This window comes from Actinomadura nitritigenes, assembly GCF_017573545.1.
Lineage (GTDB): Bacteria > Actinomycetota > Actinomycetes > Streptosporangiales > Streptosporangiaceae > Spirillospora > Spirillospora nitritigenes.
Genome location: NZ_JAGEOK010000013.1, coordinates 206917 through 229967 on the forward strand (window position 1 = coordinate 206917; position 23051 = coordinate 229967).

Here is a 23051-nt window from a genome sequence, read left to right on the forward strand (position 1 = left end):
CTTCCCGTTCACGAGTTCTTCTCACGGGATGAGGCGGTTCGTTGCGTTACCGGATGCTGGGCCGAACCGGCCTGCGCGTCTCCGAGGCCTTCCTCGGGACGATGACGTTCGGCGAAGACTGGGGCTGGGGGGCTCCCGTCGAGGAATGCCGCAAGATCCTCACCGCGTACGCGGAGGCGGGCGGCAATGTGATCGACACGGCGAACAGGTACACCGAGGGGGCCAGCGAGCGGATCGTCGGCGAACTGCTCGGTGCGGACCGCGACCACTTCGTGGTGGCGACCAAGTACACGCTGACCATGGACGGGACGGACCCGAACGCGTCGGGCAACCACCGCAAGAACCTGGTCCGCTCGCTGGAGGCGAGTCTGGAGCGCCTGCGCACCGACCACGTCGATGTGCTGTGGGTGCACATCTGGGATCCGCACACCCCGATCGAGGAGACGATGCGGGCGCTCGACGACGTCGTACGGGCGGGCAAGGCGCTGTACGTCGGGATCTCCGACGCGCCCGCCTGGGTGGTGGCCCAGGCCAACACCATCGCCGCCTTCCGCGGCCGGACGCCCTTCGCCGCCATCCAGGTCCCCTACAGCCTGGTGAAGCGCGACATCGAGCGGGAACTCCTGCCGATGGCCGACGCCTTCGGCCTGTCGGTGGCGGCCTGGTCACCACTGGCGGGCGGCGTGCTCTCGGGCCGGTTCACCCGCGGCGCCGCCGCACCGCGGACCAGCCGCGGCGTCGAGGTGCCCGCGCACGAGCTGGCCGTGGCGCGAACCCTCGACGCGGTCGCCGACGAGCTGGGCGCCGGCTCGGCGCAGGTCGCCCTGGCCTGGACGCGGGCCGGGAACCCCCGGATCCATCCGATCATCGGCGTCCGCGACGCCGCCCAGCTCACCGACAACCTCGCCGCGCTCCGGCTGTCCCTGCCCGAGGACGCGCTCGCCCGCCTGAACGAGGCGAGCGCCATCGACCTGGGTTTTCCCAGCGAGTTCAGCGCGGCCACCACCGATTTCGTCTATGGCCCGGTCGGGCGGCGTGTCGACGGGCGGCGCCCGTGAACGCCCCGGGAAGGGCCGTTCGCGCCGCACTCGCGGCCGCTGTGACGGGCGCGGCCGGAACCGCGTTCGCGGTCGCCGTCCGTGCCGACTCCTGCGACCAGGCGTGCCAGGTCGCCTGGGCGTGGGAGGCACAGCATCGGAACGCGCTGCCCCGGACGACGCTCTACGACGCTCCGCACCCGCTGCGCCCCGCATCGCTGGGCGCACTGATCAAGCAGGAGCGGACGTCGGCTTACGTCGTCGAGGGCAGGCCGGTGCGGGGTGTCCGGGTGCTGTACCACTCGCGCACCTCCGCCGGCCGGGACATCGCCGCCTCCGGTGTCGTCCTCCTACCGCCGGGCGTCAAGCACCCGAAGGTCGTCGTCGACGCCCACGGCTCCAGCGGCATCGGGGCCGCCTGCGCGCCGTCGCTCATGAGGGACCTCTACCACGGGAACCAGATGACGCGGTTCCTCGAACGGGGCTACGCGGTCGTGGCACCCGACTACGCCGGGCTCGGCACCGACGGGCGTCCGGAGTTCGTGAACAAGACCGCGGAGGCAGCGGACATCGTCGGCGCCCTCCGGTCCGCCCGCCAGGCAGTGCCCGGCCTGTCACGTGACTGGGTCCTGTGGGGCCACTCCCAGGGCGGCGGCGCGGCTCTCGGCTTCGCCGAACGCCAGGTTTCGCGGCCCGAACCCGGCTACCTGGGCGCGGTCGTCACCTCACCCGCCACCGATCTGACGGCCCTGGTGGACCATCTGGACGCTACCTCGCCCTACGGCGGGTTCGTCCCCCTCATCGCCCAGGGCGCGGCGTTCAGCGACCCGAGCATCCGGCTGAGGAAGCTGCTCACCCCGGCGGCACTCGACCGGATCGGCACCACCCGCACCGGCTGTCTGAACGTCGCCCTCGCCGTCTACTCGGATCTGACCGGCGAGCGGCTGACCCGGCCCGGATACCTGACCGATGCGCCGTTCTCCCGCTACCTCGCCCGCAACAGCACCGGACGGCGGTACGTCGCCGGACCGGTCCTGTTCCTGCAGGGCGACGCCGACACCGTCGTCACCCGCCAGGTCAGCGACCGGACCGCCGCCGCGCTCTGCCGGACCGGCTCGCGGATCGACTACCGGGTCCGTCCCGGCCTCGAGCATGACACCTGGGGCGGCGCGACCGGCATCGACGACGGTGCGATGCCGGAGATCCTCGCCTGGATCGGGGACCGTTTCGCCGGCGGGACCGCCGGCACCGCCCACACCTGTGGATCACCTGCGCCAGAACGACAAGGAGTCTCCCGATGACCGTTGAGCATGTGACCTTCGACGCCGTCGGCGTCCCCCTCGCCGGCCTCCTGTACCGGCCCGACCACGCCTCCGGCGACCTGCCCGCGGTGGTGGTCTCCGGCTCCTGGACCAGCGTCAAAGAGCAGATGGCCGGGCTGTACGCGCAGCGGCTCGCCGCCCACGGCTTCGCCGCGCTGGCGTTCGACTTCACCGGCTATGGCGAGTCCGGCGGCGAGCCCCGCGACGTCGAGTCCCCTTCGCTCAAGAACCAGGACCTCGAACACGCCGTGAGCTTCCTGGCCGGTGCCGCGGGCATCGATCCGGACCGCATCGGCTCCGTCGGCGTCTGCGCGGGCGGTGCCTTCGCCGCAGTGCACGCATCGGGCGATCCGAGGGTCAGATCCCTGGCCATGGTCGCGGCCGGGCTGCAGGACGCCGAGTTCGCCCGGATGGCCCTCGGTGGCGAGGAGTCCTTCCAGCAGCACCTGGTCATCGGCCAGAAGGCCCGCGCCCACTACGAGGAGACCGGCGAGGTCCAGTACGTGCCCGCCGTCAGCGACACCGACCCGACCGCCGCGATGTACGGCCCGTTCACCTACTACCTCGACCGGTCCAGGGGCGCCATCCCCCAGTATCGCAACCGGTTCGCCCTGATGGCCTGGGCCGAATGGCTCACCTTCGAACCCGCCGAAAGCGCCGACCGCATCACCGTCCCGACCCTGTCGGTCCACAGCGAGACCGCCGCCATCCCGGACGGGATCCGCCGCTTCGCCGCCCGCCTCCACGCCCCGCTCCGAACCGTCTGGCTCGACGACCGCACCCAATTCGACTTCTATGACGACGACCGGACCGTCACCGAATCGGTGGAGCACGTCGCCCGCCACCTGAACGCCACCTTGTGACACCGCCGCGAGCGCCGGCCACGCCATCCGCACCGCCGTGACCGTTCTGATCACGGTCCGGCTTCACCCGTGCGGCCACCCTTCAAGGGGTGGCCGCACGGTCGTCTCCGACGGAGATCAACGGGTCAGGAGATGACGTCGACCTTCTCGGCCAGCCACTTCCCGTGGACCTTGACCATGGTCATCTTCAGCCGCAGCGACTCGGGGAGCTGCTGCGTCTTGTCGTTCTTGGTGGCGGACGAGCGGTCGGCGTAGACCAGCGCCACGACCCGGTCCGGGGTCGCGCTGACCACGCCGGTCTTCATCACCGTCGTGGTCCCGATGAGCTGCTGCGCGGTCGCCTGCGCCTTGAAGGACGGGATCTGCTTGACGTAGTCGTCGTGCAGCTTGCCCGTCGTCATGGCGGCGGCGGCCTTCGTGTCGGTGTCGATCGTCCGGTAGTCGTAGGACGACAGCTCCTGCGCGGCCTTGGACGCGGCCCACAGGCCGTTCTTGCGGGCATCGTCCGTGGCGCTCTGCTTCTGCGCCTTGAGGAACAGCAGCGTCGACGCGGTGCCGAACGCGATGACCAGGACGACCAGCACGGCGAGCAGGGTGAACCCGCCGGTGCTGAAGCGGCGCCCCGGCTCGGCGTCGTCGTCGTCTTCGTCGGAGTCGTCGTCGGCCTCGACCTTGGCGGCCTTCTTGAGGGTCAGCCTGCCGCCGCGCTTCGCCTTGGGCGCGTCGTCCTCGTCCTCGGCGTCGTCGTCGGTTTCGTCGTCCTCGGCGGCCTCCGCCTTGGCGTCGCCCTCGGAGTCCTCGTCGGCCTCGTCGTCCTCGTCCTCGGCTTCGGTCTCCTCTTCGGTGCCGATGCCGGCCGAGTCGCTCTCGGTCTTCTCGAGGCCGGTCTTCTCGGGCTTCGCGCCCGTCTCGACCTCGTCGACGTCGGCAGCCGATGCCTCTGCGGGCGCTGAGGCGTCCGCTGCGGGCTCGTCGTCCTCAGGCGCGACTTCAGGGGCCTTCTTGGTGCGGCGGGGCTTCACAGCCGTTTTGACGGCCTTCACCGAGCCTGCAGGGGCGTCGTCGCCGTCGCCGGCCTCCTCAGCCTCGTCGGCCGCTGCGGCCGCCTCCGCGGCGATCTGCGCCAGCCGTGCGGCCTCGCGGGCGCGCTCGGCTGCCTCCTCGGCGAGCCGCGCCGCCTCGGCGGCCTCCTCGGCCTTGGCGGCCTGCTCGGCGGCCGTACGGGTGCGGCCCTCGCCGCCCTCCTTGCCCGCGGCGTCGCCCTTGCCGGCGGCGCCGTCCTTGCCCGCCGCGCCGTTCTTGCGGGAGCCCTTGCCCTTCTCCGGTGCGGAGCGCTTGCCCCGGCCGAGCATGGTCACGGGACCACCTCCAGATCGGAAACGAGCCAGCGGTCACCGACCCGGCTGAGTTCCATCAGGTACCGGTAGGCGCGCGGGGCACCGTCCTTCACCTTGGGGTTGGTGACGGTCCCGTTGAGGGAGACCATCACCTCCGCGGAGTCGCCGTCCATGGACACGACCCCGGCCTCGACCTGGCTGACGGTCGACTTCGCCTGCGTCTGGCTCAGCGTGCCGAGCAGCGTCTTGGACTGGGAGGAGAGCTTGTTCTTCAGGTTCCCCGTGGTGCCCGCGACGATCCGGTCGAGGTCCTTCTGCGCGGACGAGGCGCTGATCGTCATCAGGTTGACGCCCATCTGGCGGGCCGACTGCGTCGCCTTCGCGCGCTGGTCGGCGGCGTCCTCGCCGTGGTACACGCGGACGGAGTAGACGCCGGTGAAGACGGCGAGCGCGACGACGAGCACGCCGAGGGCGATCGTGGCGATCTGCGGTGAGAGGCGTCTCATCGGCCCCGCCTCACTGGCTCAGGGGTCCGAGCATGAGCCACTTCCACGAGGAATCTCCCAACTCACGGTTGCCGGCGGTCCGCGGCATGACGTACTTCTTGCCGTCCGGGCCGTAGAGCGCGCCCGTCGACGGATCGTATCCAGCGAATTCCACTGAATTGGCCGGATACGACAGGTACAGCCGACCATTCGACAGCTGGCCCGTCGGGGCCGCCGCGGCCGCGGCCGTCCCGCCGTCGCCCGAGCTCTTGCCCTTGCCCTTCGCCTCGGACGAGCCGGAGCCGGAGCCCGCGTCCGAGCCCGTCCCGGACGCGCCGCCGGCCGGGAACCCCGCGCCCGCGGTGGCGCCCGGGGGCAGCACCGGGACGGGCGAGAGCTCGTCCTTGGGGAAGTTGCGGGCGCCGCGCACGGCGGTGGACGAGTCGTGCGGGGCCTTGCAGCCGATGTTCAGCGGCGGGTTGCGCAGCGAGGTGTCCTGCGGCCAGCGGTGCTTCACGCCCTCGTAGCCCTTGGTGCACGCGGGCGGCGAGCTGATGTTCAGGTCGAGGCCGAGGTGCTGGGTGCCGTCGCCGGGGGTGACGGTGAACGCGCCCGCCACCTCGACCGGGTAGAGGATGAACAGCGACCGCAGGCCCGCCTGCCGGGACGTGATGACCTGCCCGGTGGTGGACAGGTTCGCCAGCAGCGTCGGCAGCGTCGGGGCGAGCTGGTCGATGGCCTTGTGGGTCTGGTCGACGGCGCCCGGGGCGTTGTCGATCGTCTGGCGCAGGGCCGGGTCGTCCTTGCGGAGCGAGGCGGTGAAGTCGTTGAGGTTGCGGGCGAAGCCGCGGATGTTCGCGGCCTCGCTGCGCTGGGTGTCCAGCACCGTCACGCTGTTGTCGAGGAGCTGCTTGGTGTCCGGGTACGCCTGGTTCGCGGTCTCCAGCAGCCGGTGCGTGTCGTCCAGGATCGACTGCAGGTCCGACGCGGAGCCGTTGAACGCCCGGCCCAGCTCGTCGACGATCGTGCCGAGGTCCTTGGTGTTCACCGACCCGACGAGCTGGTCGACGTTGCGGAGCAGCTCCTCGGTGCGCACCGGGAGCGTGGTCATGTTCGCCGGGATCGTGTACGGCTCGCCCTGGTCGAGGTAGGGGCCGGTCCTCTTGCTGGGCTCGAGGTCGATGTACTGCTCGCCGACCGCGGACCGGTTCGCGACGATCGCCTTGGTGCCGTCGCGCGGGATGCGCTTGCCGCGGTCGAGCTGCAGCTTGACCTTGATGCCGTCCTTGGTGAGCGACATCGGCCCGACCCGGCCGACGGGGACGCCGCGGTAGGTGACCTCGGCGTTGGTGAACACGCCGCCGGAGTCGGTGAGGTCGACGTAGGCGGTGTACTGCTTGCCGAGGACCTGCCGACCGACGCCGATGTAGTTCACCAGGACGATCGTCACGCCGACGATCGTGATCACCGCGAAGGCGATCAGCTGGACGATGACGCCGCGCTTGAGGATCACCAGAGGCCCCCCATCAGGGTCCGCAGACCGTCGTCACCCGAGGCCGGGGGCAGCGCGCCGGTCTTCGAGCCGCCGGAGCCCCTCGTCTTCGCGCCCTTGGTCGGCGTCGGCGTGGGCGTGGTCGCGCCGGGCAGGCCGGGCAGCCCGCCGGCGCCGCCGCCGGACGACTGCGGCAGCGAGCCGAGCGGCGAGTCGGGAAGGGTCACGTTGGGCACCTGCAGCATGTTGCGCATCTGCTTGCCGCTGCCGATCTGGTTCTCCAGGTCGGTGCCGCCGAGCAGGTTCTGGGCGAGGTCGTTGAAGTCCAGGTCGACGGTGAGCTTCACGTTGCCGTAGTCGCCCTGGATGACGTTGGCGAAGGTCGGCGGGAACGGGAAGGTGATCAGCGACTGCAGCGCGTTCGGCAGGTCGGAGCCGGCCTTGTTGAGGTTGGCGAGGATCTTGTTCAGGTCCTTCAGGTTCGCCACGAAGTTGGCCTGCGACTTGTCGATCACGTCGGTGGTGGTGCGGCTGAGCTTGTTCAGCGCGACCAGCATCTTCGTGAGGTCGGCCCGGTTGCGCTTGAGGATCGTGATCGCCGGGCCGGTCTCGTCGATGGTGTCGCTGATCGTCTTGCGCTCGTCGGACAGCTTGCCGGTGAGGCGGTCGAGGCTGTCCAGCGCCCGGGTGATCGCGGCGCGGTTGGTGTCCAGCGTCCCGGCGAAGGTGTCGACCCGCTGCAGCACCGCGCGGATCGAGCCCTCCCGGCCGCTCATCGCGGCCTGCAGCTCGTGGCTGATCGTCGCGACCTGCTGGATGCCGCCGCCGTTCAGCAGCAGCGACATCGCCGACAGCACCTCTTCGATCTCGGTGCCCTGGCCGGTGCGCGACAGCGGGATGACGTCGCCGGAGCCGAGCCGCCCGGTCGGCGGCTCGGTGGTCGGCGGCTCGAGCTGGACGAACTTCTCGCCGAGGAGGCTCGTCTGGCTGATCGTCGCGTGGGCGTTGTCCGGCAGGTTCACGTCGCCGCGGACCTTGACGGTGACGACGGCGTGCCAGCCGGCGCTGCCGCCGGCCAGGTCGACCTTCGTGACCTTGCCGACCGACACGTCGTTGACCTTGACCACCGACTGCGGCACCAGGTCCAGCACGTTCGCGAACTCGATCTTCACCGTGCGGGGGTGGGAGCCGAGGTCGGGGCCGCCGGGCAGCGGCAGCGACGAGACGCCGTTGAACGAGCAGCCCGACAGCGCCGTGACGCCCGCGAGGACGGCGGCGCCGACCAGCCTGCCGCGCCGGAGCGGCGCCCGGCCCTCGACCGGCGCTGTGCCCTTGACCGGCGCCCGGCCCTGGGCCGCCGTGCCGGACGGCGCGGCCGTCCCGGCGCGCCTGCGGGGTGTCCTGCTCATCCGGCACCTCCGGGCAGCAGCGAGGTGATGCTCTTCGGGTCGTGCGCGGTCGCCGTGCCCGTCTTCGTCGTCTTGGCGGTCTTCGAGGTCTTCGTGCTCGTGGAACCGCTCCGGCCGCCGGGGCCGTAGGCGTCGGGCGGGATCGGCACGGGGTCGTAGTGCGTGGTCAGCGCGGTGATCCAGGACAGGTCCAGGCTGACCCCGGCCAGCGCCTTGCCGATGCCGTTGTACGGCTTGACGAAGTCCAGGCACTGCTTGGCGGGCGTCCCGACCGAGTACGCCAGCGAGCACACCCAGTCGGCCAGGTTGTTGAACTGGCGGAAGTTGTCGCGGGTGTGGATGGTGCCGCTGATCGGGTCGTAGGCGCGGGCCAGGTTGTTGATGGCGAGCGGGCCGGCGGTCAGCACCTCGGCCAGCGCGTCCTTCTCCTTGACCAGCACGCCGGTGACCTGCGCGAGTTGCCGGACGTTCGACGACAGCTCGGTGCGGTTGTCCTTGATGAACTTCTGCACGTTCCGCAGCGTCGGGGCGAGGGTGTTGAGGGCCGCGCTGAGCTCCTCCTTCTCCCCGTCCAGCTGGCCGGACACCCCGTTCAGGTGGGTGCTGAACGACCGGATCTGCTGGTCGTTGGCCTTCATCGTGTCGGTGATGATCCGCAGGTTCCGGATCGTCGTGGCGATGTCGCCGCGGTCGGTGCTGAGCGTGCTCAGCATCTGCGAGGTGTCGGCGATCGTCTGCCGGATGTCCTCGCCCTGCCCCTGCAGGTTCTGCGCGCCGACCTGGAGCAGCCGCGACAGCGAGCCCTGCTGCTTGTCGGGGGTGGTGGCGTTCGCGCCCTGCGGGCCGAGCGCCTTGGTGAGGTCGTTCAGGCTGCCGCCGACCTCGTCCACCTCGACCGGGATCTGGGTGCGGCTGGTGGTCAGCGTCGCGCCGTCCGCCAGCACGGGCCCGCCGGTGTAGGCGGGGGTGAGCTGGATGTACCGGTCGGCGACCAGGGTCTGGTTGACGATGACGGCCTTGGCGTCCGCCGGGACCTTGTACTTGGCGTCCCACTTCAGCTCGACCTTCACGGCGTCGCCGACGGGCTTGACGCTGGTGACCTCGCCGACGGGGATGCCGAGGATGCGGACCTCGGCGCCCTTGTACAGGCCGACGGTCTTGGTGAAGTAGGCCGTCATGTGCCGCTGCTTGGGTTCCTGCAGGAGCAGGACGAGCGCGGCCGCCAGCACCGCGACGGCGAGGATCGCGCCGCCGAGGCGAAGTATCAACGCGGAGTTACGCACTATGACCTGCCTGCTCACGGGAGGAAGGGCAACGGGTTGTCGCTGCTGTTGCCGGTCTGGCCGTTCTGCTTCTGCCGGCCGCCGCCCTGGGTCGTGGCGCCCGTCCCGGTGCCCGAGCTCTTCGGGGCGTCCTGGATCGAGGCGGGGATCGGGAGAAGGTTCTGGATGTAGGAGTCGAACCAGCGGCCGGTACCGACGACGTCGGAAAACTGCCGGGCGTACGGCGCGAACAGCTGGATCGTCCGGTCCAGGTTGTCCTGGTTCTTCAGCAGGATCCGGTTGACCTTCGTGAGGTTGTCCAGCATCGGCCTCAGCTGCGCCTGGTTCTCGCTGATCAGCGCGTTCACCTGCTGCGACAGCGTGACCGTGTTGACCAGCAGCTGGTGGATCACCGCGCGGCGGGCCTGCACGGCCTGGAGCACCTTGTCACCGTCCTGGACGAGCTTGGCGAAGTCCTGGTTGCGGTCGGCCAGCAGCTGCGAGACGTCCTTGGCCTTGCCGGCCAGCTCGTGCAGCTGGTCGTCGCGGGACGCGACGGTGTTCGACAGCCGGCGCAGCCCCTGCAGGGACGCCCGCACCTCCGGCGGGGAGTTCCTGAAGGTGTCCGACAGGGTGTCGAACGACTTGGCGAGCTGCACCGTGTCGATCTGGTCGACGCGCTGGCTCAGCTGGCTGATCGCCGGGACGACCTCGAACGGCGTGTGGGTGTCCGCCAGCGGGATGTTGCGGCCGAGCTTTCCGGTGCCCTTCGGGGTCAGCGCGAGGAAGTGCTGGCCGAGCAGCGTCTTGATCTTGATGTCGGCCTGCGTGCGGTCGCCGAGCCTCACGCCGTCGTCCACCCGGAAGGTGACCTTAACGTGGCCGTGGTCGAGGTCGAGGCCGGTGACCTTGCCGACCTTGACGCCGGCGATCCGGACCTCCTCCCCCGACTTCAGCCCGGCCGCCTCCGCGAACGTGGCGGTGTGCGTGGTGCCGCCGTTGACGAACGGGAGGTTCCCGAGATTCATCGCCAGCACGAGCGCCAGGATGATCACCGCGAAGCCGATGAGGGCGATGGGGACCGGGTTGCGCTCCCGGAACGGGATCCTCATCTACTTGCACCTCGCGTTCTCGTTCACGATCGCCGGCGTCTGGTAGACCGGTCCGCCCGGCAGCCGCACCCGCGCGTCGAGGCCGCAGATGTACATGTTGAACCAGGAGCCGTACTGGGAGATGCTGACCAGCTTCTGCAGCGTCCTCGGCGAGCCCTCCAGGGCCGAGTTCAGCTGGCCGCTGTTGGCGTCGAGGGTGCCGGTGAGCTGCTTCAGCCCGGCGATGTCGCTCTTGATCCCCGGCCGGGACTGCTTCAGCAGGCCCGCGGTGGTCCCGGTCAGCTGGTTGATCGCCGACACCGAGTCGAAGATCGCCTGGCGGTCGCCGGACACCCCGCTGACGAACCCGCGCAGGTCGGTGATCAGCTGCTCGACCTGCTGGTGCCGGTCGTCGATCGTGCCGAGCACGGTGTTCAGGTTGTCGATCACGTCGCCGATCACCTGGTCGCGGTCGGCGAGGGTGTTGGTCAGCGACGCCACGTGCGACAGCAGGCTGTTGACCGTCCCGCCCTCGCCCTGCAGCACCTGGATGATCTGGGTGGCGAGGGTGTTGACGTCCTTCGGCTCCAGCGCCTGGAACAGCGGGTGGAACCCGTTGAACAGCGCGGTCAGGTCGAGCGCGGGCTGGGTCTGCGCGACCGGGATCGTGCCGCCGGTCCTGAGGTAGCTGTTGGCCTGCCCGGCGCCGTCGCTCAGCGACAGGTACCGCTGCCCCATCAGGTTGCGGTAGCGGATCTGCGCCTGCGTGGACGACGGCAGCCCCGCCTCGAAAACGCCGTTCTTCTCGATGCTGAACGTCACCTGGGCCAGGTTGCCGTGGTAGAGCTTGACGCCCTTCACCTGGCCGACCCGGACGCCCGCGACGCGCACGTCGTCGTTGTCGAGCAGCCCGGTCGCGTCGGTGAAGATCGCCTTGTACTCGCGGGACGGCCCGAACCGGGCGTTGGAGATCGTCATCGCCAGCACGCCGGTGGCGAGCGCGGTGAGCACCACGAAGATGCCGAGCTTGATCGCGGCGCTGGTCGTCCTCACTTGATCGTCACCACCGATCCGCGCAGCAGCGGCCCGTACATCAGCGAGGCGACGTCGGAGACCTCGTCGGCCGGGGTCCGCGTCATCGGCCCCACGATGTTCTTGATCTTGTCGTTCTCGCTCATCGAGCCCGGGTCGACGAACACGTCGGAGATGCCGCGGCCGCGCGAGCCGCCGCCGCTGCCGCCGTTCGGGTCATCGGGGTTCTTCCACCACAGGTCGTCCTGGGTGCCGTCCAGCGCCAGGTAGTCCGGCGAGGGCACCTTCGGGTTCGGCAGCCCGTAGCAGCGCGGGTTGCGCTGGTCCTTGGCCTCGGGCAGGTCCAGCGGGTACTTGTAGCCCGGCCGCGGCTTGACGATCTCGACGGTCAGGTTGAAGGTCTTGGACCCGTTGCCGCCGGCCACCCGCTCGGCCTCCGGGCGCAGCTTCACCAGTCCGGCGAGCACGCACGGCAGCGACGGCGAGTACCGGGCGATCAGCGAGAGCCCGGTGCGGCTCGCGATGTTCACCCCGACGATCTTCGGCGCGTTCTGCGTCATGAACGCGTCGCCGTCCTGCGCGAGCGCGGTCGTCGCCGGGATCAGCTGCTCGATCGTCGCCTTCTTGTCGGTGATCGTCCTGCTGGTCACGTTGATGTTGCGCAGCGTCTGGAGGAGGTCCGGCGCGGCCTGGTCGTAGATGTCGGAGACGTCGGCGAGGCCGTGCAGGTCGTGCACCAGCGTCGGCAGCTGCGGGTTGATCTTCTGCAGCAGCGTGTTGGCCTCGTCGATGTCCTGGCCGATCTGGTCGCCGCGGCCCTGCAGCGCGGTCGCCAGCGCGTTCAGGGTGGTGTTCAGCTCGGCCGGCTTCACCGCCTGGAGGACGGGCAGCAGGTCGTCCAGCACCTTGTTGATCTCGACGGCCTGCTGGGAGCGGTCCTGCTGGATCGTCTGGCCGGCGCGCAGGCCCTGCGGCCCCGGCTGCTGCGGGATCTCCAGGTCGACGTACTTCTCGCCGAACAGCGTCTTCGGCAGCAGCCGCGCCTGCACGTTGTTCGGGATCAGCTTGGCCTTGCCGGGGTCCAGCGCGAGGTCGAGCGTCGCGCCGCCGCCGGAGACGTGCGTGCCGCGGACCTCGCCGACGACGATGCCGCGGACCTTCACGTCCGCGTGCGGCAGCAGCTGGAGGCCGGCCCGCTCCGTCGCGACCTTCACGTTCGTCACCGGGGTGAACCACTTGTTGTAGAACGCCACGGTCAGCGCCAGCAGCAGCACGATCACGAGGATCATGGACAGCCCGAGCACGCGGTAGCGCATGCGTTCGCTCATGGCCGCGTCACCCCGCGATCCGGACGCCGGTGCTGGTGCCCCAGATGGCCATGCCGAGCAGCAGGTCCGCCACGTTGATCACCACGATGCTGGTGCGCACCGCGCGGCCGACCGCGATGCCGACGCCGGCCGGGCCGCCGCTGGCGTTGTAGCCGTAGTAGCAGTGGATCAGCATCACCAGCACCGAGAAGATGATCACCTTGCCGAACGACCAGTAGATGTCGTGCGGCGGCAGGAACAGATGGAAGTAGTGGTCGTAGGTGCCGGACGACTGGCCGTAGAACATCGTCACGATCACCCGCGTCGCGCCGTAGGAGGCGAGGAGGCCCACCACGTACAGCGGGATCACCGCGACCATTCCGGCGATCATCCGGGTGGTGACCAGGAACGGCATCGACGGGACCGCCATCACCTCGAGCGCGTCGATCTCGTCGGAGATCCGCATCGCGCCGAGCTGGGCGGTGAACCCGCAGCCGACGGTCGCCGACAGCGCCAGCGCCGACACCAGCGGCGCGATCTCGCGGGTGTTGAAGTAGGAGGCGATGAAGCCGGTGAACGCGGCGGTGCCGATCTGGTCGAGGGACTCGTAGCCCTCCAGGCCGACCTGGCTGCCGGTGAAGAACGTCATGAAGCCGACGATCACCACCGAGCCGCCGATGACGGCGAGGCCGCCGGTGCCGAGGCTCACCTCGGCCAGCAGCCGCAGCACCTCGACGCGGTACCGGCGCAGCACCCGGAACGTCCACGCGAACGCGCGGACGTAGAACGACATCTGGTGGCCGAAGTCGTCCAGCCGGTCCAGGGGCCCGCTGATCGCCCGGCCGACGGCCTTGCCCGCCTTCGTTGGGGCCGCCATCACATGCCCTTCGCCGGGACGAACTGGGTGTACAGCGCCGAGATGATGAAGTTCTCGACGAACAGCAGCATGAAGGTGATGACCACGGTCTGGTTGACCGCGTCGCCGACGCCCTTCGGGCCGCCCTTGGCGTTCAGGCCCTTGTAGGCCGCGACCAGGCCGGCGGTGATGCCGAACACGAACGCCTTGATCTCCGCCTGCACCAGGTCGGGCAGCTGGGCGATCGCGTTGAACGAGGCGAGGTAGGCGCCCGGCGTGCCGTCCTGCAGCACGACGTTGAAGAAGTAGCCGCCGAGAAGGCCGACCACCGACACCAGGCCGTTCAGGAACAGCGCGACGAACGCGCACGCGAGGGTGCGCGGCACCACGAGGCGCTGCAGCGGGTTGATGCCGAGCACCTCCATGGCGTCGATCTCCTCGCGGATCTTGCGGGAGCCGATGTCGGCGCACATCGCCGACCCCGCGGCGCCCGCGACCAGCAGCGAGGTGACCAGCGGGCTGGCCTCGCGGACGATCGCGACCACCGCGGTCGCGCCGGTGTAGGACTGCGCGCCCAGCTGCCGGATGAGCCCGCCGACCTGCAGGGACAGCACGCCGCCGAAGGGGATGGCGACCAGCATGGTGGGGACGACGGTGACGCTGACGATGAACCAGGCCTGCTCGATGAACTCGCGCCACTGGAAGGGCGGGCGGAACAGCTGCCACCCGGTGTCCAGGCACATCCCGAAGAAGCGGCCGGGCTCCTTGATCGCGACGTTGGCCGCGCCGTCCCCGATCTTGCGGAGCGTGCCGGAGGACCTTCCGGCCCGCCTGCCCCCTCGCTGGTCCGCGCCGATACCAGGAGTGGACATCAGTACGCCGCACCTCCGGGCGCGCCGGGCGGCGGGCTGCCGGGGAACATGCCCGGGCCGCCGGGACCGCCGGGCGGCGGGCCCGCGGGCGGCGGTCCGCCCGGGGCCGCCGGGGCGGCGGCCGCGCCGGCGGACATGGACGCCACGTACCGCGGCCACTCCTCCACCCAGTTGCGGCCGAGGTCGTCGATGAACGACCCGGGCGGCGGCGTGACGCCGTGCGCGGCGCACCAGGCGCCGGGGGCGTGCATGCCGGCCCGCAGCATGCCGTTGCTGGGCATCTGCTGCGGCGGGATGGGGGGCAGCTTGCCGGAGTCCAGGCCCATTCTCGACTCGGCCTCCAGCTCGGAGGCGTCCTTCTCCTCCGACATGCCGATCGGGCCGATCTTGCTGGCGTTGAGGAACTGCCGGACGACCGGCTCCTCGCTGGACAGCAGCATCTCCCGCGGCCCGAACATCGCCAGGTGCCGCTGGTACAGCAGGCCGATGTTGTCGGGAATGGTGCGGGCGGTGTTGATGTCGTGGGTGACGATCAGGAACGTCGCGTTGAGCTGCGCGTTCAGGTCGATGAACACCTGGTTCAGGAACGCGGTGCGGACGGGGTCGAGGCCGGAGTCCGGCTCGTCGATCAGCAGGATCTCGGGGTCCAGCACGAGGGCGCGGGCGAGGCCGGCGCGCTTCTTCATACCGCCGGAGATCTCGCCGGGCAGCTTGTACTCGGCGCCGAGGAGGCCGACCATGTCCATCTTCTCGAGGACGATGCGCTTGACCTCGGACTCGGACTTCCTGGTGTGCTCGCGCAGCGGGAAGGCGATGTTGTCGAACAGGTTCATCGACCCGAACAGCGCGCCGTCCTGGAACAGCACGCCGAACAGCTTGCGGGTCTCGTAGAGCTGCGACTCGGGCAGGTACGGGAGGTCCTTGTCGCCGATCCAGATGTGCCCGCGGTTCGGCTTGAGCAGGCCGACGAGGGACTTCAGGAAGACCGACTTGCCGGTACCGGACGGGCCCAGAAGAACGGAGATCTCACCTGCGGGAATGGTCAGCGACACGTCCTGCCAGATCACCTGGCGGCCGAAGGATTTGGTCAGGCCCTCGACTCTGATCTCGACGCCCACTCGTCACCTTTCGTCCAGGCCGGGGGGAATCCCGAACCAATGAGCGAGTAGCACTCTGGCTCTGTCTGCCCGTCACACCTCGTGTCCGTCCCATTGCTACCGCCCGGTAGCCGTGACGGGTGCCACTACCGTAGCGGCCCCCCGTCCAAATGGAAGGGGTTCCGCCCCAGATCAGCGGCAAAATCCGACGTCGTAAGACAATCGTTACTTACGTGCCCTATGAGACTAGTGGTCCAAGAACCGGCGCCTCAAGCCAGGGGGTGCGGCGGCGCGCTGGAGCCGTCGGCCGGGACAGGGCGGCCGGGTGTGGCCACAGCGTCAGAACGGGACGGTACGCCGCCCGCCGACTACCGCACAACCCGCCCCGGCACACGCTTTTCACCAGCTCTTTATCACTCGCCCACAGGAAACGCACACGGAACGGGCCCTCTGTTGCGCCATCCCGACAAGGCGCTTGCGCCGGGCCCTGGGCGTAACCTCGTTCACCTGCGCGAGCACCGGTCGGGACGGCCCCCGCCGACCCGAAAAAGGCGCGCCAATGCGAACCGGCGGACCCACGCGAACAAGCCCACCGACGCGAAAAGGCGGCCGCCCCACCCGAGGGTGGGACGGCCGCCTTGAGAGCAGCGGAGCCGCGCGGCTCCGGGACGCTCCGGAGGGCCTTACTTGACGGTGACCGTCGCGCCGGCCTTCTCCAGGGCCTCCTTGGCCTTGTCGGCCGTCTCCTTGTTGACCTTCTCGAGCAGCGGCTTCGGCGCGCCGTCGACCAGGTCCTTGGCCTCCTTGAGGCCGAGGCTCGTCAGGCTGCGAACCTCCTTGATGACCTGGATCTTCTTGTCGCCGGCGCCCTCGAGGATGACGTCGAACTCGTCCTGCACGGCGGCTTCCTCGCCACCGCCGGCGCCACCGGCGGCCGGGGCGGCGGCCACGGCCGCGACGGGCGCGGCGGCCTTGACGTCGAAGACGTCCTCGAACTGCTTCACGAAGTCGGACAGCTCGAGGAGGGTCATCTCCTTGAACGCGTCGAGCAGCTCGTCGGTGCTGAGCTTCGCCATGATGTTTCCTCCGCTATGGCTTCAGGATCTGGGGTGTAAGGGGAACCGCGGGTGCCTATTCGGCGGGTGCCTCGTCGGCGGCCTCGGCGGCCGGCGCGTCGGCGGGGGCCTCGGCGGACTCGCCGCCGGCCTCGCGCTTGGCGCGCAGCGCCTCGGCGAGCTGGGCCGCCTGCGTCGGCAGGGCGTTGAAGAGCGCGGCCGCGTTGGCCATGGAGCCCTTCATCGCGCCGGCCAGCTTGGCCAGCAGGACCTCGCGGGACTCGAGGTCCGCGAGCCTGGTGATCTCCGAGGCGTCCATCGACTTGCCGTCGATGAAGCCGCCCTTGATCACCAGCAGCGGGTTGGCCTTGGCGAAGTCACGCAGGCCCTTGGCGGCCTCGACCACGTCGCCGCGGACGAACGCGATGGCCGACGGGCCTTCGAGCAGCTCACGGAACTGCTCGTCGACACCGGCCTCGTTCGCGGCGCGCATGGTCAGCGTGTTCTTCACCACGGCGAACCTCGCGGTCTCGCCGAGGTTGGTGCGCAGCTCCTTGAGCTGCGCCACCGTCAGCCCGCGGTACTCGGTCAGCACGGCGCCGTTGGAGCTCTCGAACTCGTGCTTGAGCTCGGCGATCGCCGCGGCCTTCTCGGCCTTAGCCATGTGGCCTCCTTCCGATTACCTGGGTGGTCACGATCCGCGCCCGGCCCTCGCGGGTCAGGCGCCGATCCACCAAAAAACGCCCCGGCGCAGGTGTGCACGGGGCGTCATGCCAGGCCCGGGAAAGGCCGAGCGGAAGGCTCTCGTCTCACCTACGCAGGCCGCCCGAACGGATCGGGACCTTCGGCCGTCCCTCGCGGAACGGCGACCGGCGGTCTTCGGTAGACAACAGAGTACGTGCCGGGACGGCACGAGGCCAAATCGGCGCGAGGCCGCATCCGCGCGGAGGGCCGCGCCGGTCCGCCGGCGCGGCCCTCCGTCATCGGTGCCGTCGTTGGTTCCGTCGTTCGTCGCCCGTCAGGCGCCCGGGGCCAGGCCGTTGCCCAGGCCCTTCAGCAGCGAGCTGAAGTCGGTGACCTGGCTCGCCGGCGGCGCGGCGACCTGCACCGGCTTGCCGAAGTCGCGGTAGGCGGTCGTGATCGTCATGACGCCGGCGGCCGTCTGGCCGGTCTTCATCGTCATCTTGCGGGGCAGCTGCTGCCCGTCCACCCACAGGTCGAAGTGCATGTCGCCGTTCATGCCGGACTTCGCCAGGTTCTTCTCGTACGCCTGCCGCTGGTCGGCGGGGAGCTTGGCGACCGCGTCCGCCATCCGGTAGGTGCCGGTGTAGTGGGTGGTCCGGACGCCGTTCACCGTCTCCTTGCCGACCTCGCGGGCGTCCTTCGACGCCGTCAGCATCTTGGTGTTCTGCACCGGGTCCATCTGCTGCGACTGCTGGAGCAGCTGGTCGACGTTCAGGCCGGACCGCTTGCCGACCTCGTCCAGCGACATCTTCACCCAGGGCTTGGCGGACGCGCCGCCGCCGAGCTGCGCCAGCTGCGGGATCTTCATGTAGATGGTGCGGCCGACCAGCACCTCCTTCATGCCGGCCATCGACCTGCCGCCGACCGACATGCTGCCGAAGTCCATGCTGAAGGCGAGGTCCGGCTTGGTCCGGTACTGCATCGTCCCGGACATGGTGATGTCGCCCGTGGGCGAGCCCGTCGACGTCATCGACATGTCGGCCTGGAACGAGTCGATCTTCCCGGTCTTCTGGGCCGTCCTGCCGAGCGCCTCCGCGGCGGTCAGCTTGATGTTCTTGCCGGCCTCGTCCACCTTGTTCCCGGCGTCGCCGAGACAGCCGGTCAGCGCGAGGGCGAGGCCGGCGGCGACCGCCGTGCCCGCGGCGAAACGTCGGATCATGGGTGCATCTCCTCGGTCTGCGTCATGAGGCCCGGACGCTCGGACCGGACCCTCTATGAGACGCAGGGGAGACTAGCGGGGTTCGATCTGTCCCGTGTCGCCCGGTGTGACCCGTGTGTCAGTTACCGCGGAGGAGCGAGCCCAGCGACATGGTGCCGACCTGGTCGGACGGCGGCGCGTTCACCCCGAAGGACTTGCCGTAGTCGCTGTACAGCACCGTCACCGAGCCGTTGTCGCCCTGCTTGTCGGACGCCTTGGACACGAGCTTGCGCGGCAGGTTGTTCCCGTCCGTCCACAGATCGAAGTCGATCTTGCCGTTGGCGTGGTCCTTCGGCAGCCACCCGTCGACCTTGTCCCGGGTCTGGGCGTCGAGCCGGTTCAGCGCGTCCTTGACGGTGACCGTGCCCGCGTAGTGGACGGTCTTGACGCCGTCGATCGTCTCGGTGCCGACCCGGTGGGCGTCCTTCGAGCCGGTGAACATCTTGGTCTGCTCGGCCGGGTTCACCTTCTCGACCTGGTTCACCAGGCTCTGCACGTCGAAGCCGGTGCGCTGGGACACCTGGTTCACGTCGATCTTCACCCACGGCTTGCCGCCGCTGATGAACTGCGCGAGCTGCGGCACCTTGGCGTAGAGCGTGTTGTCGGTGAAGATCGCCTGGCCCTTGGCGCCCGGCACGGTCTGCCCGTTGTGGGTCACGTCGTCGAGCTGCGCGCTGAACTTCAGCGCCGGCTTGAGCCGGAACTGGCCCGTCGCGTGGATCTTCCCGGAGTCCGAGCCGCTGCCGGTGACGGTCAGGTCGGCCTTGAAGGTGTCCGACTCCGCCGTCTTCTGTGACGATCTCAGCAGCGCCTCGTTGGCGCTGAGCTTCATGTTCGCGTTCGAGCCCGACCCGTCCCCGTTGCACCCGGACAGGAGGAGCGCGGCACCTACGGCGGTGCCTCCGGCGGCCACTACCAGTCGTCGGTTCATGAGGTTTCGGCCTCCCTTGTCGCCCTGCTGGTGTTCCCAGTCTGTCGAGGCGCTAACGGCGCTACATCCCCCGGTGGTACGAACGGGGCTGAGACCGGTACGACCATCGGCGTACCCCTCGCATGGCCGAACGGCCATGTGCCAGAGCGCGCGCGGCGGGCTTTTCGGGGGCGTCAGCGGTAGGAGCCGAACGTCATGGAGCCGGCGAACGTCCCGTCGGGCGCCGTCGCGGACAGCCCGATCGTCGCCGGACGGTCCTGCTTGCCCGACCACAGGTCGAGCGAGACGCCGACGTCGTCCGGGACGACCTTGCGGACCTCGTCCGCGGACTCCTTCGGCAGCAGGCCGTACACGCTGCCCATCAGCGCCTGCGCGAGGTAGTGGGTGCGGCCGCCCGTGTCCGGGCCGGTCACCACGTTGCCGGGCACCCCGCGGATGATGTAGGTGAACTGCCGCGGGTCCGACCCCGTCCGCAGCTTCTCCAGCTGCGCGGCGCTGAGCTTGGACTTCGTCCACTTCTCGCCGTCGAACCCGGACAGCGTGCTCCCGCTCACGATCACCTTCTGCGTGATCTTGCTGAGCGTGCCGTCCTTCATCGTCTGCGTGACGCCGACCGCGTTCATCGAGAACGCGGGCCACAGGCTGATCGTCGCGGTCTCGGACGCCTGCTTGTAGTCGCCGCCCGTCCCGATCGTCAGCTTCACGCTCGTCTTGCGGACGAACGACCTCAGCTCGGGGCCCGGCTTCGGCGACGGGTTCGCCGCGGTGCCGCCCGGTCCGGCCGTCCGCCCGCCCGGCGCGCCGGCGCCCGCGCCGCCGCCGGTGCCCGGTGCGCCGGAGGCGGACGGCGCCACCGCGCCCGACGCGGCGTTGTTCGGGTCGGCCGGATCCGCCTGCGCCATCTGCGCGCTCGGCGGCAGGGCGCCCGAGTCCTTCGACGACATGACGCCGGTCTTCACCGCCATCAGGATCGCGGTGGGCACCACGGCCACGGCCGTGACGGCGGAGACGGCGATGATCCGGTCGGTTCGGCGCTTCACAGGGACGATTCAACACCAAACACACCAACCACAACAAAACAATCCGTCCAATAGGATTGTCCTGATCCGGCCCCGGAGCGCGGTATCCCGCAGGTCGGCGGCATGATCACGGCGCGGCGCCCCCCGACCCGGCCCCCTGCGCGACGGAGCCTCAGCCCTCGGCGAGGCGGTCGCGGAGCACCGACTTGCGGACCTTGCCGGTGCCGGTGCGCGGCAGCGCGTCGACGTACTCGATGCGGCGCGGCGTCTTGAACCCGGCGAGCCTCGCCCTGCACGCGCCGATCAGCTCCTCGTCCGCCGGCCGCGCGCCGTCGGCCACGATCACCGCGCACACCGACTGGCCCCAGCGCGGGTCCGGCAGCCCGACCACGGCGACCTCCCCGACGCCCGGGACCGTGCGCAGCACGTCCTCCACCTCCCGGGACGAGACGTTCTCGCCCCCGGTGACGATCACGTCCTTGAGGCGGTCGACCAGGTAGAGGTAGCCGTCCTCGTCGACGCGGCCGACGTCGCCGGTGCGGAACCAGCCCCCCGCGAACGCCTCCGCCGTCGCGTCCGGATCGTCCCAGTAGCCGGGCGTCACCTGCGCGCCCCGCACCACGACCTCGCCGAGCGCGCCCGGCGGGACGGGCGCCCCGTCCTCCCCCACCACCCGGATCTCGACGCCCTCGGCGGGACGTCCCGCCGACGCCGCCAGATCCGGCCGCGACGCGATGGCGGCCCGGTGGTCGTCCGGGGACAGGAACGTCGCGTTCCCGGACAGCTCCGTCATGCCGAAGCCCTGGTTGAGGTCGCAGCCGAGCACGCCGTGCACGCGGCGCAGCAGCGGGACCGGCATCGGCGCCGACCCGTACGAGACCACCCGCAGGCCGCCGCGCAGCACCTCCAGCGCCGCCGGGTCGTCGCCCAGGTGCGCGAGCAGGTCCTCCAGCATGGTCGGCGCCAGCGACACGTTCGTGACGCCGTGCCGGCGCACCGCCTCCACCAGGTCCGCCGGACGGAACCGCCGCATCACCACGGCATGCCTCCGGTACAGGTGATGCAGCATCACCTGGTAGCCCGCCACGTGGCAGAGCGGGAACGGCGTGCAGAACACGTCGCCCGGACGGACCGGCCGCCCCGACGCCGACACCCGCAGGCCCGCGAGCAGGCTCCCGTGCGTGAGCCGCACCCCCTTGGGACGGCCCGTCGTCCCGCTGGTGAACATCAGCCACGCGACGCCGTCCGGGCCCGTCTCCGTGCGGGCCAGACGTCCCGGCGCGTCCCGGGGCAGGTCGGTGACGAGCACGAGCGGAGGACGATCGTCGCCGAGCTCCCCCTCGGCGGCGAGCCGGTCGAGCAGGTCCGTCTCGCCGAGCACGAGCGACGCGCCGCTGCGCGCGATTTGGTCGGCCCACTCGCGCGGATGCAGCCGCTGGTTGAGCGGCACGAGGACGCGGCCGTCGCGCGGCACCCCGTAGTAGGCGGCCACGTACTCCGGCCGGTTGTGCGCGAGCAGCGCCACGCGCGCCCCCGGCGGACACCGCTCGCCGAGATAGGCGCTGAGGGTGTCCGTCCGCGCGCGCAACTCCCGGAACGTCCAGGTCGTCCCGTCCACCGACAGCGCCGGAGCGTCGGGGGCGGCGTCCGCCGCCGCGTCGAGCACGTCGTAGAGCCGGTGAAGGTCCCCGCGCGGCGATCCGCCCATCACGCCCCTCTCCTCGCGATCCGGCGACGCAATCTACCGGCCGGCCGGACCGCCGGACCCGCCGATGCCGCTCAGCGGAACGGGCCCCGCAGACGCAGGCAGGGCGCCTCCGGAATGGAGACGCCCTGCCGTTTCGCCCGTTTCACCCGCGGGCGGGGAAGCCCGTGATCAGGCCTCGTCGAGCTCCGCGGTGAGGTTGCGGACCGCGTTCGGGTCGACGGGGATGCTCGGCCCCATCGACGTCGTCAGCGCCGCCTTCTTCACGTACCGGCCCTTGGCCGCGGACGGCTTGAGCCGCTGGATCTCCTCGACCGCCGCCGCGTAGTTCTCCACCAGCTGGCGCTCGTTGAACGACGCCTTGCCGATGATGAAGTGCAGGTTCGCGTGCCGGTCCACCCGGAACTCGATCTTGCCGCCCTTGATGTCGCTGACGGCCTTGGCCACGTCCATCGTCACGGTGCCGGTCTTCGGGTTCGGCATCAGGCCGCGCGGACCGAGCACCCGGCCGAGGCGGCCGACCTTGCCCATCTGGTCCGGCGTCGCCACGACCGCGTCGAACTCCAGGAAACCGCCCTGGATCCGCTCGATCATGTCGTCCGACCCGACCAGGTCGGCGCCGGCCTCGCGGGCCTCCTCCGCCTTCGCGCCGCCCGCGAACACCAGCACGCGGGCGGTCTTGCCGGTGCCGTGCGGCAGGTTGACGGTGCCGCGGACCATCTGGTCGGCCTTGCGGGGGTCGACACCGAGCCGCAGCGCGACCTCGACGGTCGCGTCGAACTTGGTGACGGTGGTCTCCTTGGCCAGCTTGACGGCCTCGACCGGGCTGTACAGCCGCTCCCGGTCGATCTTCTCGGCCGCCGCGCGGTAGCCCTTGCTGCGCTTCATGCTCGTTCCTCCAAGGAACTCGTGGTACGGGCCGCGCCCGGCCCTGCCA

21 protein-coding genes are annotated in these 23051 nt (G+C 70.4%); 3 read left to right on the forward strand and 18 right to left on the reverse strand.

Annotated elements, in window-relative coordinates; genetic code table 11:
- Positions 1–53: 53 nt before the first annotated feature.
- The 3 genes from J4557_RS21690 to J4557_RS21700 are packed head-to-tail and all read left to right on the forward strand — an operon-like array spanning position 54 to position 3222.
- Positions 54–1058: an aldo/keto reductase gene (locus J4557_RS21690; protein WP_243776135.1), complete on the forward strand. Its 1005-nt coding sequence runs from the start codon at positions 54–56 to the stop codon at positions 1056–1058.
- Positions 1059–1099: 41 nt separating this feature from the next.
- Positions 1100–2338, forward strand: a complete 1239-nt coding sequence (locus J4557_RS21695; protein WP_208268518.1) for an alpha/beta fold hydrolase — start codon at positions 1100–1102, stop codon at positions 2336–2338.
- Entirely contained in the window at positions 2335–3222 is an 888-nt protein-coding gene (locus J4557_RS21700) for an alpha/beta hydrolase (RefSeq protein ID WP_208268519.1), read from the forward strand. Before J4557_RS21695 ends, J4557_RS21700 begins: the two co-directional genes overlap by 4 nt.
- Positions 3223–3347: 125 nt before the next feature.
- Here J4557_RS21700 and J4557_RS21705 read toward each other — a convergent pair whose 3' ends face one another.
- The 18 genes from J4557_RS21705 to rplA all read right to left on the reverse strand — a co-directional run bounded on the left by J4557_RS21705 (position 3348) and on the right by rplA (position 23002).
- Positions 3348–4574, reverse strand: coding sequence for an Rv1363c family protein (locus tag J4557_RS21705; RefSeq protein WP_504740039.1), 1227 nt, complete (start codon positions 4572–4574; stop codon positions 3348–3350).
- Positions 4575–4576: 2 nt separating this feature from the next.
- Complete coding sequence (locus tag J4557_RS21710; protein ID WP_208268521.1) at positions 4577–5065, reverse strand: Rv1363c family protein; 489 nt, start codon at positions 5063–5065, stop codon at positions 4577–4579.
- A gap of 10 nt (positions 5066–5075) precedes the next feature.
- Positions 5076–6557: an MCE family protein gene (locus J4557_RS21715; protein WP_208268522.1), complete on the reverse strand. Its 1482-nt coding sequence runs from the start codon at positions 6555–6557 to the stop codon at positions 5076–5078.
- Positions 6554–7945 carry an MCE family protein gene (locus J4557_RS21720; protein ID WP_208268523.1) on the reverse strand — a complete coding sequence of 464 codons (1392 nt, stop codon included), beginning with the start codon at positions 7943–7945 and terminating at the stop codon, positions 6554–6556. Before J4557_RS21720 ends, J4557_RS21715 begins: the two co-directional genes overlap by 4 nt.
- Positions 7942–9246 (reverse strand): MCE family protein, encoded by a 1305-nt coding sequence (locus J4557_RS21725; RefSeq protein WP_307800125.1) that lies wholly within the window; start codon positions 9244–9246, stop codon positions 7942–7944. Before J4557_RS21725 ends, J4557_RS21720 begins: the two co-directional genes overlap by 4 nt.
- Positions 9243–10319 (reverse strand): MCE family protein, encoded by a 1077-nt coding sequence (locus J4557_RS21730; protein WP_208268524.1) that lies wholly within the window; start codon positions 10317–10319, stop codon positions 9243–9245. The genes J4557_RS21725 and J4557_RS21730 overlap by 4 nt, the downstream gene beginning before the upstream one ends.
- The gene (locus J4557_RS21735) at positions 10320–11351 is read right to left on the reverse strand and encodes an MCE family protein (RefSeq protein WP_208268525.1); all 1032 of its coding nucleotides are present in this window, start codon (positions 11349–11351) and stop codon (positions 10320–10322) included. It lies immediately after the preceding gene.
- On the reverse strand, positions 11348–12658 hold the full coding sequence (locus J4557_RS21740) for an MCE family protein (protein WP_243776136.1): 1311 nt from the start codon (positions 12656–12658) through the stop codon (positions 11348–11350). The genes J4557_RS21735 and J4557_RS21740 overlap by 4 nt, the downstream gene beginning before the upstream one ends.
- A gap of 7 nt (positions 12659–12665) precedes the next feature.
- A complete protein-coding gene (locus tag J4557_RS21745; protein ID WP_208268526.1) occupies positions 12666–13514 on the reverse strand; it encodes an MlaE family ABC transporter permease in 849 nt (282 codons plus the stop codon).
- Complete coding sequence (locus J4557_RS21750; protein WP_243776137.1) at positions 13514–14365, reverse strand: MlaE family ABC transporter permease; 852 nt, start codon at positions 14363–14365, stop codon at positions 13514–13516. Before J4557_RS21750 ends, J4557_RS21745 begins: the two co-directional genes overlap by 1 nt.
- Positions 14365–15483, reverse strand: a complete 1119-nt coding sequence (locus J4557_RS21755; RefSeq protein WP_307800126.1) for an ABC transporter ATP-binding protein — start codon at positions 15481–15483, stop codon at positions 14365–14367. Before J4557_RS21755 ends, J4557_RS21750 begins: the two co-directional genes overlap by 1 nt.
- A 662-nt stretch (positions 15484–16145) precedes the next feature.
- Positions 16146–16538, reverse strand: coding sequence for a 50S ribosomal protein L7/L12 (rplL, locus tag J4557_RS21760; protein ID WP_208268527.1), 393 nt, complete (start codon positions 16536–16538; stop codon positions 16146–16148).
- A 55-nt stretch (positions 16539–16593) separates the two neighbouring features.
- Entirely contained in the window at positions 16594–17181 is a 588-nt protein-coding gene (gene rplJ, locus J4557_RS21765; protein ID WP_208268528.1) for a 50S ribosomal protein L10, read from the reverse strand.
- A gap of 354 nt (positions 17182–17535) precedes the next feature.
- The gene (locus tag J4557_RS21770; RefSeq protein WP_208268529.1) at positions 17536–18420 is read right to left on the reverse strand and encodes an SCO4651 family lipoprotein; all 885 of its coding nucleotides are present in this window, start codon (positions 18418–18420) and stop codon (positions 17536–17538) included.
- Between the two features lie 118 nt (positions 18421–18538).
- The gene (locus J4557_RS21775; RefSeq protein ID WP_208268530.1) at positions 18539–19390 is read right to left on the reverse strand and encodes an SCO4651 family lipoprotein; all 852 of its coding nucleotides are present in this window, start codon (positions 19388–19390) and stop codon (positions 18539–18541) included.
- 173 nt (positions 19391–19563) lie between these two features.
- Positions 19564–20430, reverse strand: a complete 867-nt coding sequence (locus tag J4557_RS21780; protein ID WP_208268531.1) for a hypothetical protein — start codon at positions 20428–20430, stop codon at positions 19564–19566.
- A gap of 151 nt (positions 20431–20581) precedes the next feature.
- Positions 20582–22117 (reverse strand): class I adenylate-forming enzyme family protein, encoded by a 1536-nt coding sequence (locus J4557_RS21785; protein WP_208268532.1) that lies wholly within the window; start codon positions 22115–22117, stop codon positions 20582–20584.
- Positions 22118–22285: 168 nt separating this feature from the next.
- Complete coding sequence (gene rplA / locus J4557_RS21790) at positions 22286–23002, reverse strand: 50S ribosomal protein L1 (RefSeq protein WP_208268533.1); 717 nt, start codon at positions 23000–23002, stop codon at positions 22286–22288.
- Positions 23003–23051 lie beyond the last annotated feature (49 nt).